Annotated in this window: 19 protein-coding genes; 17 read left to right on the forward strand and 2 right to left on the reverse strand. The window is 41.8% G+C overall.

Translation table 11 applies throughout. From position 1 onward, the window contains the following. The first annotated feature begins 22 nt into the window (after positions 1-22). The 11 genes from dinB (at position 23) to trxA (ending at position 11,240) form a co-directional block, all read left to right on the forward strand. The gene (dinB, locus tag KTE19_RS04740) at positions 23-1,132 is read left to right on the forward strand and encodes a DNA polymerase IV (protein WP_217341729.1); all 1,110 of its coding nucleotides are present in this window, start codon (positions 23-25) and stop codon (positions 1,130-1,132) included. A gap of 64 nt (positions 1,133-1,196) precedes the next feature. Next, the gene (locus KTE19_RS04745) at positions 1,197-2,147 is read left to right on the forward strand and encodes a DHH family phosphoesterase (RefSeq protein ID WP_217161376.1); all 951 of its coding nucleotides are present in this window, start codon (positions 1,197-1,199) and stop codon (positions 2,145-2,147) included. Between the two features lie 8 nt (positions 2,148-2,155). Further along, on the forward strand, positions 2,156-3,517 hold the full coding sequence (locus KTE19_RS04750) for a DEAD/DEAH box helicase (protein ID WP_217161375.1): 1,362 nt from the start codon (positions 2,156-2,158) through the stop codon (positions 3,515-3,517). A gap of 258 nt (positions 3,518-3,775) precedes the next feature. Then, positions 3,776-6,418 carry an alanine--tRNA ligase gene (gene alaS / locus KTE19_RS04755; protein ID WP_217341731.1) on the forward strand — a complete coding sequence of 881 codons (2,643 nt, stop codon included), beginning with the start codon at positions 3,776-3,778 and terminating at the stop codon, positions 6,416-6,418. A 108-nt stretch (positions 6,419-6,526) separates the two neighbouring features. Beyond that, complete coding sequence (locus KTE19_RS04760) at positions 6,527-6,820, forward strand: IreB family regulatory phosphoprotein (RefSeq protein ID WP_056982909.1); 294 nt, start codon at positions 6,527-6,529, stop codon at positions 6,818-6,820. Then, complete coding sequence (ruvX, locus tag KTE19_RS04765) at positions 6,817-7,251, forward strand: Holliday junction resolvase RuvX (RefSeq protein WP_054746563.1); 435 nt, start codon at positions 6,817-6,819, stop codon at positions 7,249-7,251. The genes KTE19_RS04760 and ruvX overlap by 4 nt, the downstream gene beginning before the upstream one ends. A 6-nt stretch (positions 7,252-7,257) precedes the next feature. Continuing rightward, positions 7,258-7,593 (forward strand): DUF1292 domain-containing protein, encoded by a 336-nt coding sequence (locus KTE19_RS04770; RefSeq protein WP_217161374.1) that lies wholly within the window; start codon positions 7,258-7,260, stop codon positions 7,591-7,593. Between the two features lie 96 nt (positions 7,594-7,689). Continuing rightward, positions 7,690-7,947 carry a cell division protein ZapA gene (locus KTE19_RS04775; RefSeq protein WP_217161373.1) on the forward strand — a complete coding sequence of 86 codons (258 nt, stop codon included), beginning with the start codon at positions 7,690-7,692 and terminating at the stop codon, positions 7,945-7,947. Positions 7,948-7,970: 23 nt separating this feature from the next. Continuing rightward, positions 7,971-8,489 carry a CvpA family protein gene (locus KTE19_RS04780; RefSeq protein WP_217161372.1) on the forward strand — a complete coding sequence of 173 codons (519 nt, stop codon included), beginning with the start codon at positions 7,971-7,973 and terminating at the stop codon, positions 8,487-8,489. Further along, the gene (locus KTE19_RS04785) at positions 8,486-10,849 is read left to right on the forward strand and encodes an endonuclease MutS2 (protein ID WP_217341730.1); all 2,364 of its coding nucleotides are present in this window, start codon (positions 8,486-8,488) and stop codon (positions 10,847-10,849) included. The genes KTE19_RS04780 and KTE19_RS04785 overlap by 4 nt, the downstream gene beginning before the upstream one ends. 79 nt (positions 10,850-10,928) lie before the next feature. Then, the gene (gene trxA / locus KTE19_RS04790) at positions 10,929-11,240 is read left to right on the forward strand and encodes a thioredoxin (RefSeq protein WP_054746565.1); all 312 of its coding nucleotides are present in this window, start codon (positions 10,929-10,931) and stop codon (positions 11,238-11,240) included. A gap of 63 nt (positions 11,241-11,303) precedes the next feature. Here the strand turns inward: trxA and KTE19_RS04795 are convergent, their stop codons facing one another. After that, positions 11,304-11,825, reverse strand: coding sequence for a DUF2507 domain-containing protein (locus KTE19_RS04795; RefSeq protein WP_217161370.1), 522 nt, complete (start codon positions 11,823-11,825; stop codon positions 11,304-11,306). A gap of 131 nt (positions 11,826-11,956) precedes the next feature. Here KTE19_RS04795 and murI point away from each other — a divergent pair, with 131 nt between their 5' ends. Genes murI through cbpB form a run of 4 tightly spaced genes read left to right on the forward strand, consistent with a single transcriptional unit; the run spans position 11,957 to position 14,415 of the window. Beyond that, complete coding sequence (murI, locus tag KTE19_RS04800) at positions 11,957-12,751, forward strand: glutamate racemase (RefSeq protein WP_430673516.1); 795 nt, start codon at positions 11,957-11,959, stop codon at positions 12,749-12,751. A 16-nt stretch (positions 12,752-12,767) separates the two neighbouring features. Beyond that, positions 12,768-13,367: an XTP/dITP diphosphatase gene (locus KTE19_RS04805; RefSeq protein WP_217161369.1), complete on the forward strand. Its 600-nt coding sequence runs from the start codon at positions 12,768-12,770 to the stop codon at positions 13,365-13,367. Continuing rightward, positions 13,364-13,879, forward strand: coding sequence for a metallophosphoesterase (locus KTE19_RS04810; RefSeq protein WP_217161368.1), 516 nt, complete (start codon positions 13,364-13,366; stop codon positions 13,877-13,879). The genes KTE19_RS04805 and KTE19_RS04810 overlap by 4 nt, the downstream gene beginning before the upstream one ends. Positions 13,880-13,899: 20 nt before the next feature. Then, positions 13,900-14,415 (forward strand): cyclic-di-AMP-binding protein CbpB, encoded by a 516-nt coding sequence (gene cbpB / locus KTE19_RS04815; RefSeq protein ID WP_217161367.1) that lies wholly within the window; start codon positions 13,900-13,902, stop codon positions 14,413-14,415. Between the two features lie 241 nt (positions 14,416-14,656). Here the strand turns inward: cbpB and KTE19_RS04820 are convergent, their stop codons facing one another. Beyond that, on the reverse strand, positions 14,657-15,541 hold the full coding sequence (locus KTE19_RS04820; RefSeq protein WP_217161366.1) for a mechanosensitive ion channel family protein: 885 nt from the start codon (positions 15,539-15,541) through the stop codon (positions 14,657-14,659). Positions 15,542-15,684: 143 nt separating this feature from the next. Here KTE19_RS04820 and KTE19_RS04825 point away from each other — a divergent pair, with 143 nt between their 5' ends. Together KTE19_RS04825 and KTE19_RS04830 are read left to right on the forward strand one after the other, a co-directional pair. Next, positions 15,685-16,104: a DUF948 domain-containing protein gene (locus tag KTE19_RS04825; RefSeq protein ID WP_217161365.1), complete on the forward strand. Its 420-nt coding sequence runs from the start codon at positions 15,685-15,687 to the stop codon at positions 16,102-16,104. 17 nt (positions 16,105-16,121) lie between these two features. Beyond that, the gene (locus KTE19_RS04830) at positions 16,122-16,598 is read left to right on the forward strand and encodes a YtxH domain-containing protein (protein WP_217161364.1); all 477 of its coding nucleotides are present in this window, start codon (positions 16,122-16,124) and stop codon (positions 16,596-16,598) included. Positions 16,599-16,954: the final 356 nt, after the last annotated feature.

Genomic DNA, 16,954 nt, shown 5'->3' on the forward strand with positions numbered 1-16,954 from the left:
TTTGATTTAGAGGTTGATAATCATGACTATTAACGGCAGAAAAATCATTCATGTTGATATGGATGCCTTCTACGCCTCAATTGAAGAACGTGAAGATCCCAGTTTAAAAAACCAGCCGCTGATTGTTGCCCGCGATCCAAGAAGGACGGGTGGCCGCGGGGTTGTTTCAACTGCCAATTACAATGCGCGACGATTTGGCGTGCATTCAGCGATGAGTGCCCAGAAGGCTTTAGAGCTCTGTCCGAAAGCTGTTTTTCGATTTTCTGGTTTTGGCCTGTATCGGTCAGTTTCAGATCAAATTCATGAAATTTTTCATCATTTTACCGATGCCGTGGAGTCAGTTGCCCTTGATGAAGCTTATCTAGACATTACTCACAACAAGCGGCATCTTTCTGATCCAATTCAGGTTGCCAGAATGATTCAAACAGAAATCTGGCAACAAACAAAGCTGACTTGCTCCGTGGGGGTATCGTATAATAAATTTTTGGCGAAAGAAGCTTCCGATTACGCAAAACCGGTTGGAATTACCGTGATCCCCCAAAAAGATGCCATTGAGTTTCTGACCAAGTTACCGATTGAGAAATTCCGCGGGGTAGGTAAGAAGACAGTTCCCAAAATGCAAGCCTTGCAGATTGCAAACGGCGCTGATTTATTGCAGTGGTCACAAATGGATTTGATTAAACATTTTGGCAAGTTTGGGTATGTTTTGTATGAACGCGCCCGGGGCGTTGATGAGCGTCCAGTTGAGTATCAACGAATTCGAAAGTCAATTGGCAAAGAGCGGACTTTCGGACCCGAAATCAGGACCAGTTCAGAAGTGGATGCCCAACTGCAACGGATTGCTGAAATGGTGGTCCAAGCGATGGACAACAAAAAGAAACATGGTAAGACGTTGGTCCTCAAGATCCGCTACAAAGATTTTTCAACCTTCACCAAACGTGTGACTTTAGATGACTACATCAAAAATGACCCAGCCGATTACTTTGCCCTTGCAGGTGACTTGTTGACGGATATGCCTGACATTTCTACCGGTGTCCGGCTACTAGGGATTACGATCACTAACCTGGACGATTTAACGTATGAAAATATTGCGTTGGACTTATTCCACAACGGCGATGTTCAAAAGACCTAGTTTGTATTATTGGGGTTCTAGTGTATACTTAAGTGTTCGACAATAAAGTAATTGGAGTAATGACATGTCAATTAAAGAACAAATTTTAACAACTATTAAGCAATATAAAACCATCATCATTCATCGACACAAGCGACCAGATCCTGATGCGATCGGCTCTCAAATGGGATTGGCTCAAATTCTCAAGGCATCTTTCCCAGATAAAACGATTCTTTGCGCTGGTAAGCAGTACGATGGCTTTGCTTGGCTTGGCAAAACCGATGAGATTTCTGATGATCAGTACAAAGATGCATTGGTAATCGTCGTTGATACAGCTAATCAGCCACGCGTTGACGACGATCGGTTCAACAAAGGCAAGGTGATGATTAAGATCGATCACCATCCAAACGATGATGCATTTGGTGATATCATGTGGGTTGAGCCCGAAGCTTCTAGTACCTCTGAATTAATTTACGATTTTTTTGCCGCTAATCGTGCGGAGTTGACCATGCCTGCCAAAGGTGCCCGATTATTATACGCAGGGATTGTGGGTGATACTGGTCGGTTTATGTATCCATCAACTTCTTCCCACACTTTAGCGGTTGCGTCTAAGTTGACTGAATATGATTTTTCGGCCAGTGAGGTCAATAAGATTGAAGATGAGATTGATATTCCGTTGGCCCGATTGTCTGCTTATGTTTATGACAACTTAACCATTCTCAATAGTGGAGCAGCTTATCTGGTCCTTTCAGATAAGGTATTAGAGCCATTCAAACTTGGCGATGACAGCACATCAGCTGTCGTGCCACTGCCTGGGAAAATCAAAGATGTGGTTTCGTGGGCAATCTTTGTTCAGCAAAAAGACGGCGGGTTCCGGATTCGGTTACGTTCGAAGGGCCCTTCGATCAATGAACTTGCTAAAAAGTATGGCGGCGGTGGTCATCCACTTGCGAGTGGAGCCGTGGTTGAAGACGAAAAGCACATTGATGGATTCGTCAAAGATTTAAATGAGGTCGTTTCTAACTACAAGAAGTAGGAGAGTATATGAGCAATTTTTCAGAATTTAATTTAAAACCCTATATATTGGCTGCCTTGAAGGATATTGGCTTTTTTACGCCGACACCAGTTCAGGAAAAACTGATTCCAAAGATTATTCAAGGTAGAGATGTCGTCGGTCAATCCGCTACTGGTAGTGGGAAGACGCACGCTTTTTTACTGCCGATTTTTAATCAGCTTGATCCGGACGTTCACGAAGTTCAAGCGGTTATTACCACCCCAAGTCGAGAATTAGCCTACCAAATTATTGATGCTGCTAAACAAATTGCTAAACACAGCGATCAACCGATTTCCACCGGAGCCTATGTTGGTGGTACCGATAAGTTGCGGCAGGAGACCAAGTTGAAGCGAGAACAACCACAACTCGTCATTGGAACGCCAGGTCGAATTTGGGATCTGATCAAAAACGGTGGTTTAGATGTTCATACAGCTTCCCAGCTGGTCATTGATGAAGCCGATATGACACTTGACATGGGATTCTTAGACGTTGTGGATAGTATCGCTGCCAGCTTCGGTAAACATGTCCAAATGATGGTCTTTTCGGCCACCATTCCACAAAAGATCAATGTTTTTCTCCGCAAATATATGCAAAATCCAGTCATTGAAGAAATTCCGGTTTCCTCAATTATCAGTCCCACGATTGATAACTGGTTAATTTCAACTAAAGGTCATGATAAGAATCAGCTAATCTACCGCCTCTTGACAGTTGGTGAACCTTATTTGGTTTTGATTTTTGCCAACACGCGAAAAAGAGTGGAAGAATTGACAGATTATTTGAAGAAACAGGGCCTGAAGGTTGCGATGATTCACGGCGGCGTTAAACCCCGCGAACGAAAGCAAATTATGAGACGGGTTAAAAACCTGGACTTCCAATTCGTTGTTGCGACCGATCTTGCGGCCCGAGGAATTGATATCGAAGGGGTTTCTGAAGTCATTAACGATGATATCCCGACCGAAGATCTTGAATTTTTCATTCACCGAGTTGGCCGAACTGGTCGGAATGGGATGTCTGGAGTGTCGATTACCCTCTATTCACCAGATGAGGAAAAAGACGTTCAAGAACTTGAGAACATGGGGATTCATTTCAAGCCGAAAGCACTGAGTAATCACGAGATTGTCGATACATACGATCGTCATCGTCGAAAGACTCATCGCAAGAAGCACGAAAAGCTTGATCCAACCATGATTGGCATGATTAAAAAGAAAAAGAAGAAGGTCAAGCCTGGTTATAAACGTCAAATTAAGATGTCAATTGCCAGAAAAGACGAGATGGACCGTCGGGTTAAAAAGCGTGAAGAAGCCCGTGCCCAACGAAAGCAACGAAAGAATAGCTCATCTCGATATAAGTGATTGACAGCTATTTAACAAAAAAGTATACTTTTAATGTCTTAAGAATATGCTGATTGAATTTATCTTTTAGAAACGTTTTGGTTGATGCAAAAAACGATTTAAACCAATCAGTGCTCTCTTAACTTTCAAATGAAAACGCAACTCTACGTTATAGAGATTAAGTGGTTACGATAAACATCGTTGCAATCAGAGTGGTACCGCGTCAATTGGCGTCTCTGTTAGCAATGGTGTTTTAATTTTGTCAGAGGAGAATGAATGATGAAGAACTTGAGCAGTGGCGAGATTCGCCAAATGTTTTTAGACTTTTTTCAAGAAAAGGGCCACGCAATTGAGCCCAGCGCTTCTTTAATCCCAGTGGATGATCCAACCCTACTTTGGATCAACTCTGGAGTGGCAACGATGAAAAAATATTTTGATGGATCAGTTGTTCCAAAGAATCCGAGGATGACGAGCTCTCAAAAGAGTATTCGGACGAATGATATTGAAAATGTGGGGAAAACGCCACGGCATCACACGTTATTTGAAATGCTTGGAAACTTTTCAGTTGGCGATTACTTCAAGAAAGAAGCAATCACGTGGGCTTTTGAATTGCTGACTTCGCCGAAATGGTTTGGTTGGGATAAGGAAAAGCTTTACATGACTGTCTACCCTAAGGATACTGATGCCAAGAAGTTTTGGGAAAAAGTTGGGGTTGCCCCCGATCACATTATTGAAATCGAAGATAACTTTTGGGATATTGGTCAAGGCCCTTCAGGCCCGGATTCAGAAATTTTCTATGATCGGGGGGCAGATTTTGATAATCTTGCCGATGATGATCCGGAAAATTATCCTGGCGGTGAAAATGATCGCTGGCTTGAAGTTTGGAATATTGTCTTCTCACAATTTAACCATACCCCACAAGATACCTACGAGCCGCTACCAAGGAAAAACATTGATACTGGAATGGGTCTTGAACGGGTGGTTTCGATTTTCCAACATGCCAGAACCAATTTTGAAACTGATTTGTTTTTACCGATGGTCAAAGAAACCGAACGATTGAGTGACAACAAGACATATGGTGACAATAAACATGACGACGTTGCCTTTAGAATTATCGCGGATCATGCCCGGACAATCACGGTAGCGATCGGTGATGGTGCCCTACCTTCTAATGTTGGTCGTGGCTATGTTATCCGAAGATTAATTCGTCGGGCAATTGTTAACGGCCAACGCTTAGGTATCAACGAAGCCTTCTTATATCGATTGGCCCCAGTCGTTGGTCAAACATTGGAATCATACTACCCTGAAGTTCTCAAACAAAAAGATTACATTGCCAAAGTGATTCGATCAGAAGAAGATCGATTTAATGAAACTTTGGCCGATGGCTTAAAGTTATTGCATCAAGTGATTGAAGAGGCCAAGAAGCAGAACCAGACCATTATTGATGGCCCGACGGCATTTAAACTGTATGACACTTATGGATTCCCAGTTGAACTGACTCAAGAAGAAGCTGGGGAGGTTGGCCTAACAGTGGATCATAAGGGATTTGAAGCTGAAATGGATAAGCAAAAGCAACGGGCCCGTGATGCGAGAAGTGGGGCTAAATCCATGGGTGTTCAACGTGATCTATTGCTTGAAGTTAAAGATCATAGTGAATATGTCGGCTATGATACCCTCGAAGTTGATCATGCCAGCATTCAAGAAATTATTGAAAATGAAAAGCTGGTTAATCAGTCAAAGGGTGGGACAGTTGAAGTCATTTTCGATAAAACCCCATTTTATGCTGAAATGGGTGGCCAAGTTGCTGATCGAGGAGTTGTCCTTGATGAAGAAGGCGATAAGGTCGCTGATGTTGTTGACGTTCAACATGCACCAAATGGTCAGAACCTGCACACTTTGAAAACTCAAGAGCCATTAATTAAGGGCAACAAGTATCATTTAGTGGTTGATCGATTGTTCCACAGTCGAGTTGAAAAGAACCATACCGCAACTCATTTGCTTGATCAATCATTACGAAATGTTTTGGGTGGCCATACCCAACAAGCCGGGTCATTAGTTGAGCCTAACTATCTAAGATTTGACTTCAACCACTTTGGTCAGGTAACTGACGAAGATTTGGAAAAAGTTGAAAACATGGTGAATCGCCAAATCTTCAATGAAACTAATGTTGACACAGTTGTCACTGATCCGAAGACCGGTAAGAAGATGGGGGCGATTGCGTTATTCAGTGAAAAATATGGTGACAAGGTTCGAGTAGTTAGTATTGGTGACTTCTCAGTCGAATTCTGTGGTGGTACTCACGTTAAGAATACGCGAGACATCGGCTTGTTCAAAATTGTCTCAGAATCTGGTGTTGGAGCCGGAATTCGTCGAATTGAAGCTGTTACTTCCAAAGATGCCTTTAAATTACTGAATGATCGTAATAAAGAGCTGAATCAAATTGCCAGTTCTTTGAAGGTTAACCAGATTAAAGATGTGCCAACTCGGGTAACTCAAGTTCAAGATGAAATCAAAGCCCTTCAACAAAAACAGCAGGCCCTCGAGGCGAAATTGGCTGGTCAGCAAGCCCAAAATGTCTTTAGTGACAAGAAACAAGCTGGTGATAAGACCATCATTACTGGTATTATTAAAGATGCTGGGATGGATCAGCTGCGACAACTGGCCGATACCTGGCGATCTAAGAAACTTTCAGACGTGTTAGTGTTAGGAACTGGCAGTGGCCAGAAAGCTAATCTGATTGTTGCAGTGGCGGACGATAAGGTAAAAGCTGGCATTAAGGCCGGTGATTTGATTAAGTCAATCGCCGGTAACATTAAAGGTGGCGGCGGTGGTCGACCAAACATGGCCCAAGCTGGCGGTAAGGATCCAGCTGGGTTGGATAAGGCAATGAACGCTGCTGTTGATTGGTTAACTAACGAATAATTATTACACTGCGATTACATGTCGATTACATTGCCTCTCTTGATTGTAGTTTTACGGATAATCAGTTAAAATTAGTACAAATGACCGTATGTCATAGAGGTGAATCGTATGAGTTCGTTAGATAAAACAATGTTTTTTAATTTCAATGAGGATCAGCCTAAAGACGTTCGAGATACATTATTGACTGTGTATGCCGCATTGGAGGAGAAAGGATACAATCCTTATAATCAGATAGTTGGGTATTTGATTTCCGGTGATCCTGCCTATATTCCACGTAATTTGGACGCTCGTAATTTGATTCGCAGGCATGAACGCGATGAGATAATCGAAGAACTAGTTCGTTTCTATTTGGACAACCATCCAAGCAATCAGCCAACAGAAACAAAAAAAGGTGAAAAATGAGATTAATGGGATTAGACGTTGGTTCAAAGACCGTGGGAGTTGCAGTTAGTGACGCTCTTGGTTGGACTTCTCAAGGGGTGGAAATCATTCCAATTGACGAGGAGAATCAACAATTTGGTTTAGATCGGGTGGCAGAACTAGTCGATCAATATGAAGTTGACGGCTTTGTCGTTGGCTTACCCAAAAACATGAATAATTCGCTGGGACCTAGAGCTGAGGCGTCCGAACAATATGGTAAGCGTTTGGAGAAGAAGTTTGATCTACCGGTCGACTTTGAAGATGAGCGATTGACAACTGTTGAGGCTCAACGGATGCTTACTGAAGAGGCCGATATTTCTCGGAAAAAGCGAAAAAAGGTTATCGATAAGTTAGCAGCAGGCTTGATCTTGCAAAACTATCTAGACCGAAAAGGAAAACTAACAAAAATTTAGCGAGGTATGCAAATTATGGCAGATGAACCAGTACAACAACAAATTACACTAGTTGATGACAATGGTGAAGAAACATTATACGATGTTTTGTTCACTTTTAAGTCAGAAGACTTCGACAGATCTTATATCCTGATTTACCCAGCCGGCAAGAGCGATGATGATGAGGTTGAAATCCAAGCATATGCGCTTCCAAAGGGTGACGATCCAAGTGATCCTCAAGGCGGTGAACTTCAGGCAATCGAAACCGACAAGGAATGGGATATGATTGAATCAGTCCTTAATACCTTCTTAGGCAAAGATGGCGATGATCAAGACGATGACAGCACCGATGATGGCCAGTAAAGTGGCGGTCATTTGATCAAATGGATGTAGGGATTGAGAACAAAGCGTCAGTTTTGTCTCAGTCCTTTTTAATTGATTTTTTTAGGATGTGAGTAAATGGAAAAAAAGGAGAAACGGCGATTTAAAGCAACAATTGCTGGTAAAGACTATGTATTGGTGGGTAATGGAACCGTTGAACACATGCAGGCGGTAACTGATTTACTCAACGAACAATTGGATCAATTGCATGAAGCGATGCCAGCTTCTACGGAAGAGGAGCGGGCAATCTTGATTGCTTTCAATGCAATTTCTAAGCAATTTAAACTTGAAGAGAAACATCTTCAACAAGGGCACTCAACTCACAAAAATGATTAGTCAAATACGAGAGGTTGATGACGATGATTTTTGATATTGGCATTCTTTTCATTTTAATCATTGGCTTTCTAAGAGGTATTCACCGGGGGCTGGTAGTGGAGCTATTCAATCTGGTTGGTTTTTTTGCTGCAACGGTTGGGGCCATTATTTTTACCACACCGGTGAGTGATTTTGTGACTGGGATTTTGAACAATCATTCAGGCAGCGCCTCGATGGGAACAATCATTAAGTGGATCGTATTTATAGTCGTATTTGTGATCATTACTAGGCTCGTCAGGATGATCCGAAATATGATCAGACCTGTTACCAAACTACCCCTTATTAGTCAGGTGAATTCATTACTTGGCGGCGGGGTGAATCTTATTTCACACTATTTATTGGTTTTTATTATATTGAGTTTCTTGTTGATCTTGCCCAGTCAGGCAATTCATCAGCAATATGATCAATCGGCGATTTCTCAATGGATTGTGACCAAGACCCCAATTCTGTCCGACAAGATGATGCAGATTTGGGATGAGAATTCCAGTGAGGTGAACGTATGAACGAAAAGGTATTAGAAACACTAGAATATGACAAAATTAAACAGCAGCTGGCTGCTTATTTAACAACGGATCGGGGCAATGAGATTTTAGGAAATTTACGACCCAGCCCAGATTTTGATGTGGTCACTGATCGGTTGAACGAAACGGCCGATGGGGCTGATATTGTCCGGTTGAAGGGCGAAATTCCAATTCCAAAATTAACGGAAATTTCTCCATACATGAAACGACTCCGCATTGAAGATGCCTCATTAGGCGGCACTGAGCTGGCCCACATTACTAAATTATTGCGAGCCGTTCAGGTGGTTCATTCATTCTTCAATGATTTAGTAGAAGAGGCAGTTCATTTGCGAACAGTGACAAAAACTGTTGATCAATTGACTCTAATGCCGGAAATTACCAAACGAATGATTTCTTCGATCGATGATGATGGCCGGGTCTTAGATTCCGCTTCTTCGGAGCTGCGGTCAATTCGAAAGTCAATTGGTCGCACCCAGACTGACATTCGGGCCAGGATGGGCAAATTTACTAAGGGATCGGATTCTAAATATCTGAGCGAACCGATTATTACCGTTCGTGACGATCGATTTGTCCTGCCAATCAAGGCAGAATACAAGCAGCGGTTTGGTGGGATTGTCCACGATCAAAGTGCTTCTGGGCAAACGCTATATGTCGAACCGAGCAACGTGGTTGAAATGAATAACCAACTTCGAAGAGATCAGCTTGCTGAAAAAGCTGAGGTTCGAAAAATATTGGCTGAACTAACCAACCTCATTCGACCATATCGAAATGAATTGATGCAGAATATGAACTTGGTTGGTCAGCTAGACTTCGTCAATGCCAAAGCGAAGTATGCTCATCAAACTGGCAGTGTGCTACCACTGATTTCTGCCAAAAACAATGTTAATTTGAGACAAGCAAGGCACCCACTGATTGATAAGGACCGGGTGGTGGCTAACGATATCGCGATTGGTGATCAGTATCAGACAATCATCGTGACCGGCCCAAACACGGGTGGTAAAACGATTACGATCAAAACGGTTGGAATTCTCCAGTTAATGGGGCAATCGGGGCTGTTTATTACCGCAAACGAGGACAGCCAAATCGGCGTGTTTGATGAAGTCTTTGCGGATATTGGTGATGAGCAGTCAATCGAAGCTAATTTGAGTACTTTCTCATCTCACATGGATAATATCATTTCGATATTGCATCACATCTCCAAAAAGAGTTTGGTGTTATTGGATGAATTGGGTGCTGGAACCGACCCTAAAGAAGGGGCAGCACTCGCAATGGCGATTATTGATGCAATTCACGCTACTGGGTGCGAATTAATTGCCACAACTCATTATCCTGAACTAAAAGCATTTGCGTATAATCGATCTGGAGTCATCAATGCTTCGATGGAGTTCGATGTCGATACCTTACGGCCAACTTATCGATTCTTGATGGGCATTCCCGGTCAAAGTAATGCGTTGAATATTGCCAGAAAGCTTGGATTTCCCAAGCAAATTATTGACAATGCCCGAGCATTCACCGATTCGAAAAATCAAGATATCAATAACATGATTGAGGAATTGACGGCCCAAACCAAACGGGCTCATGATGAAGCAGATCAATTGCAGCGGCAGCTGAGCGAATCAACGAAACTTCATCATGAATTGACTGATCAATTTAATAAATATCAAAGCCAAAAAGATCGTTTGACCGAGCAAGCCCAAGAGCGAGCGAATCAGGTGGTCGAAGAGGCTAAAAAGAAAGCTGATAAAATCATTGCCGACCTTCATCAAAAGCAAAAGCAGGTTGGCCAAGTTGCAGTTAAAGAAAATGAATTAATCGATGCAAAGGGTGCCCTTAACAAGCTGGAAGTAGCTCCTAATTTAAAGAAGAATAAGGTGCTCACCAAAGAAAAAGCCAAGCATGATTTTCATCCTGGTGACGACGTGTTGGTCAAATCATATGGCCAACAGGGTTTCCTGATTGGAAAAGAAAAAAATGGTACCTGGGATGTGCAAATTGGAATTCTCAAGATGAAAATCAATGAAGCTGACCTTGAAAAAGTTGGGAAAGAGAAGAAATCAAATCAGAAATTTCAGACGCATGTTTCCAGAACCCGTTCAACTGGGATGTCACCAACCCTTGATTTGAGGGGCCATCGATATGAAGAAGCGATGTACGAGCTGGATCGATACATTGATTCGGCCTTATTAGCCGGTTACCCGTCTGTTACGATTATTCATGGTAAAGGTACCGGGGCACTTCGAAAAGGCGTTACAGACTATTTAAAGCGCAATAAACGGGTAAAGAGCTTTGGCTATTCTGCCCCGAACGCAGGTGGCGATGGATCCACCATCGTGAAATTTTAATAATAAATTGTGTGCAACTTATTTGCTTTTTTTCAAATAATTGGTAGTATTAGTTTATTAGAAGATGGGAGTGTTTGAAATGGTTAAAGAAACAACAGATCAAACTTTTGAGCAAGATACTGCCAAAGGCGTTACTTTGACAGACTTCTGGGCAACTTGGTGTGGCCCTTGTCGGATGCAATCACCAGTTGTTGAAGAATTAGCAGATGAAATGGCTGACGTAACCTTTAATAAAATGGACGTCGACAAGAATCCGAATACCGCCTCAAAATTTGGCATCATGAGTATTCCAACTCTGCTTGTTAAGAAGGATGGCCAAGTCGTTGATACAATCGTTGGCTATCATCCTAAGGAACAACTTAAGAAGGTATTGGCTCAATATACTGACTAATGTCTAAAGAAGCGTTGCGAAAGACCTCAGAGGCCTTCACAGCGCTTTTTAAATTGCAAACAGTTATTTAGTTTTTGGTTCAGCAGTAGAATCATCAGAGTTCTCAACAATTTTGAAAATTTCTGATGCCTCTTGACCATCGTTGGGCTTGTCCTTGCTTAAATAAGTGGTGATCAACACAATTCCCTTTGAAGCGTTGACCTTCTCGACTTCGGATTCGGCTTGCTGATCAAGAATGTATTGACAGCTTTGAGCAATGAAACCGGATTCTAGAAAGAAATCAGGATCTTCAAAAAGTGATAGGCGATTGGCGACGATTTCACCGCTTAATTGCCAGTTGATCTGGCTGTTGGTTCGCTTCAGTAATTTGAGATCACCAAATTTGAACTGGCTAAAGAAGGTTTCCAAGTCTTCGTAAGTTGCGAGTCGGTGAGTTCGAGATAATCGCTTACCCGCCCAGTAAGAAATTTCGTGGGAATCATTACCTAAAATGCTGGGCAATAGATCATCGCGAATGAGTTCTTGACCAAGGATATCTGTGCCACTGTTGCTGTCAATCAATGTGCTATATGCTTCGTTATCCATTTTTTAATCTCCATCAATGCAAAATGTAATAAAGTTATTATACAATATATTTACTAAGTCTGTTTTGTTAGTTGAATATCTTAATTGCTTGCAAGATAATGATATTAGCAATAAAGGAAGAAGGAATTCAGGTGGATAATCGCCCAATTGGCGTGATGGATTCGGGGGTTGGTGGTTTAACTGTCCTCCGCCAAATTGTCAAAATACTTCCAAATGAATCGTACATCTTTGTTGGCGATCAAGCCAATTTACCGTATGGGCAAAAAAGTTCAGCAACGGTCAAAGCATTAACAAAACGGATTGCTGACTATATGTTGACTCAAAACGTTAAATTATTTGTCATTGCTTGCAATACATCAACCGCCGCTTCGCTGGAATATCTTCAGCAGATTTTACCAATCCCTGTGATTGGCGTCATTGCCCCGGGGAGTGACTCGGCTGTTAAAACGTCAGCTACTGGTCAGATTGGTGTGATTGCGACAAATGGGACCGTTCGATCAGGGGACTATCAACGAATTATCACAAACTTAAATCCGGAAAGTCACGTTTACGCTTTGGGTTGTCCTGAATTTGTGACGATGGTTGAGCAAGGGCTGGCCGGAACGCAAGCTGCTCAGGTCGCCGTTAACAATCGGTTAGCATATTTCAGTGATTTGCCAATTGACACACTGGTCATGGGGTGTACCCATTTTCCAGTTTTGAGTCAAGAAATTCAAAACGTCGTTGGCCAGCGGGTTTCTCTGGTAGATCCAGGGATTGCCACTGCTCAAAAGGTCGCAGAATATTTGAACAAGCACCAACAATTATCGGTTGGTGCTGCTAACATCGCTAACCAGTTTCATACTACCGGTAATCCTGCTGAATTTGCAAAGATTGCTGAAAATTTATTAAATAAAAAAGTTGTTGCTGATCACTTAGATATCTGAAAGGGATGCTCATAACTTGAAACAACCAGATCAAATTGTGATTGCTTCCAAGAACGATCACAAAATTATCGAATTTGAAGATGCTTTCAAGGACACGGGAATTATTGTCAAATCACTTAAGCATTTTCCAAACGCACCAGACGTTGAAGAAACTGGCACCACATTTGCTGAAAACGCAACGCTCAAAGCTCAGGCAATTATGAAATACACTGGCCAAGCGGTGATTGCCGATGATTCTGGCTTGGTTGTCAAATCATTGAATGGCGACCCGGGTGTTCATTCAGCTCGCTATGCTGGTGACCATGATGACGCAGCTAATAATGCTAAACTTCTTAAAGAAATGCAAAATAAATCCAATCGGGATGCCTATTTTGAATCAGTTCTGATATATTTAACTCCAGAAGGCGACAAAGTTGAAGCCGCTGGACGAGTGAACGGGCAAATCCTGAGCGCTCCTCGTGGTGATAACGACTTCGGCTATGATCCGCTCTTCTATGTTCCGGAAAAGCAACAGACCATGGCAGAGATGACAACTCATGATAAGAACATGATTAGTCATCGTGGCCGGGCCATTCGAAACATGATTAACAAACTACAAGGGTTGTGGGATCAATGAAAATTGTCATTGTCAGTGATAATCATGGTGATCGCCAAATTATTGAAAAGATCGTGGATCGGTATGCTGGAAAGGTTGATGGAATATTCCATTGTGGAGATTCCGAGTTTCAGGCAGCTGATCCATTAGTTGCAAAACTCCATATTGTTGTTGGCAATATGGATGCGAGTTCTTTTGCAACTGATGAAACTGTGATAATTGGTGATGAAGTGGTTTTGCTTACCCACGGTCATCTCCAAAATGTGAATGGTGGATTGCTCACTTTAGCCTTATTTGCAAGGAGCAAGCAAGCCACAATTGCATTGTTTGGTCACACGCATCAACTTGGTGTCACCCAAGATGACGGTATCTTGTTACTGAATCCGGGTAGTATCTCATATCCACGCGGTGAATATGCATCAATTGGCGGGACTTACGCAGTTTTAACTGCGGACCAGAATCAATACGATGTCCAGTATTATGACCGCCAATTGACCCCTGTTAAGAACTTACATTTCACGTTCACTAAATAAAAAGGAGACCTTGTTCATCAATGATTGATAAGCCAATCGAAACTGTAATGAGGGAAAGCAAGCGGGATATTCTGATTCCTGCAGATTTAGTTGCAACGGTTAATGAAGATAATAATCTTCAACACGTTTTCCTCGTACTAACAAAAATTAAATATGCTAAGATTCCAGTTCTGGATAATCATAATCATTTTAAGGGATTGGTATCTTTGTCGATGATTGCAGAACAAATGCTGCAAGATACCGGCATCACGACCCGACCATTGGAGACAATGAAAGTCAAAGAGGTCATGCAAAAAGAAGTGCCGACAATTTACGAGCGGGATAATTTAGAGGCAATTTTGCGTTACCTTGAAGATGAAAACTTTTTACCATACGTAGATAGTAACAACGAATTCAAGGGAATTATTACGCGGCGGGAAATTTTCAAGGAACTCAATTTTCTGGCCCATAATTTCTCTAAACATTACATTGCGCTACCAGTTTACATGCAGGCAAAAAAGGGCGACACTCACAAAACCAGCGTGAGTAGTTCGTAAGCCGCAGTCAAAGTCGAGCTTTCTGCCAAAAGAATAATCCTTTGATCAAAAAAAGCCCGGACATATATTAATTTCCAATCCGTAATCATTCGTTTGGATCGCCAGAGCCACTTGGATAAAAAAACTGCGACAAACGGCTGATCACGGCCAGTTAACGAAAAGGATCAATTATTCCTGATTTTGGAATAGTTGATCCTTTTCGTTAAGTTCTGAGATCAAAGCGTCTATTGGCTCAGATTGTTTATTTTGTTGGTTTCCCTGGAACAATCATTGGGCTACTCGGTAATGGGATCCCGTTTTTATTTAATTCTGAAAGATATTTCGCAAGGAAATCATGAGACACTTGGTATTGAGCACCGTTTTTGGTTGTGATATTTACCTGAACGACGAGTTTGCCATCTGGCAGGCTGACAGTACCGATGATCTTCGGTTGGCCGATAATGTCTGGATAATGAGGAAGCTCCCGGTCATTTATCTGATTGATTATCTCAATGACCTTATCAATGGGCGTTTCCGGGAGAATTGCCACTTGAATCATTGCGGTCATGTTATTGCGAGACATGTTGGAGATTGTCGTGATGGTTCGATTAGGAATGAACGTGAGAGTCCCATCGTCGGCAACAATTTGAGTGGTACGCAGACCAACAGAGCTGATTGTTCCTCGGATAGCGTTAATCTGGACGTATTCCCCAACTTCAATTTGTTTTTCAAGCAAGATGAAAAAACCGCTGACAATATCCGTCACAAAGCCCTGAGCCCCAAGACCAATTGCTAAGCTAAAGACACCGGCACTCGCAATCAATGTACCCACGGGAACCCCGATAGCGGATAAGATGGAGTAGATCCAAAAGAACCATAAGCAATAGACCAAAATATTCATCGTGAGGGTGTGAAATGTTTTGATCCTTTTTTCAGTCACCGTATTCTGATATTTTTCCCGGTACCGTTTAAAAAAATGATTGATGATTGTTTTGCCAAGCCGGCGGCAAATTAACATCAGAAGGGTTAATAATAAAATAACACCAATTTTTTCGCTTACTTGAATAAGAAGCTTTTGCCAATCGAATAAATTGATGTAATGTTTCCAATTAATTGATAAAATGGTCGGATTAACTATTTTTAACATTTTGGTTCCTCAATTCTTTGATATAAGTACATATTAGCAAATCAATCTGTTAATTGAAACAGGTGTCATGAAAAACAATTTCATTGTCAAACCCTGGTGGTAATGCTATTCTTAAGTAAATTGTTGCACAAGGAGGAATCTTGATGACAGTTGGACAGATCGCGGGATTGATTGCCGCAATTGCGTTTTTATTACTCGTACTATTTATCGGTTTGTTCTTAATGAAGGTCAGCAAAACCATGTCTGAAGTGAATTTGTCGATCCGTTCCATGACTAGCAACGTCGATGTGATTACCAAACAGACGGATAAAATCATGGCCACATCCAATAGTCTGGTCAAAGACGTGGACGACAAATTAAATATTGTAACGCCTGTCTTTCAAGCGGCTGCAGATTTAGGTGAGAGTGTTTCAAGTCTTAACAAAGCCACTCAGAATCTGACTGGAAAAGTTAAAGAAACTGGTAAAAAGGGTGTCACTGCCGGAATTGCTGGCAAATTTGGCAAATCTGCTTGGAATATGTATCGTAATCATCGCCATTCTAAGAATCATCCGACAGAATAAATAAGGAGGTTGTTCATATGGGTAAAAAACTTGCAGGCGGAATTTTCGCCGGATTGTTAGGTGCTGGATTATATGCAGCTTATCAAAAATTAGATGAAGATAAAAAGAATCGTATGAAGAAAAATTTGCGTGAAAAATCAGACGAATTGCGCGATCGGGCAGTTGACTATGCGTTTTACGCAAATGACGCGATGAGTGATTTTAAAGATGTTTTAAAAGACGAGATGGACCAGGCAAAGGGTAACGTCAAGGAAGCTTCTTCAAAGTTCTCAGAGAAAGCTAAGACTTTCACTGATAATCAACAAGAGACTGAGGATGGTAATGCTGAGAAGAGCCAAGATGACATTGTTGTTGATGCGACCGAAGCTTTTAAAAATTCAGGAATCCCAAGTGCCGATGATGATTTGAATGAAGAAAGTGATGAACCATCAACAGATAACACGGCTTCGTCAGACGCGGCAAAGCCGGATGGTGATGGGGCTCCAGAAAAATAAAGCAAACTTGTATTCATTGTCTGGGTGACATTTAAAGTTGGCGCTTTCAGCAGAAGTGTACTAAGGCTTCGTAAAAGGATATCGTGTCATACTCCTCTTACCCAAGTGGTCAAGCGTCATCCTTTTTATTTTAAGGTCCACCTAGGGAATGCATAGCGAATGTGTCTACCTTTTACGTTTCTAACATAACGACTTCAACTCAAAAAGCCCTCCAAGCGATTTTTCATCGATGAGGGTTTTTAGTCTGCTTAAAATTATTTTTCGACGTATCTTAATTGTAAGCACTAAATAATTGGACGTATTCAAAAAGGCATTCGAGCATGTTATTCTTCAGATAACACAATCGAATGCCTTTT

This window comes from Lentilactobacillus dabitei (assembly GCF_019061365.1).
Classification (GTDB): Bacteria; Bacillota; Bacilli; order Lactobacillales; family Lactobacillaceae; genus Lentilactobacillus; species Lentilactobacillus dabitei.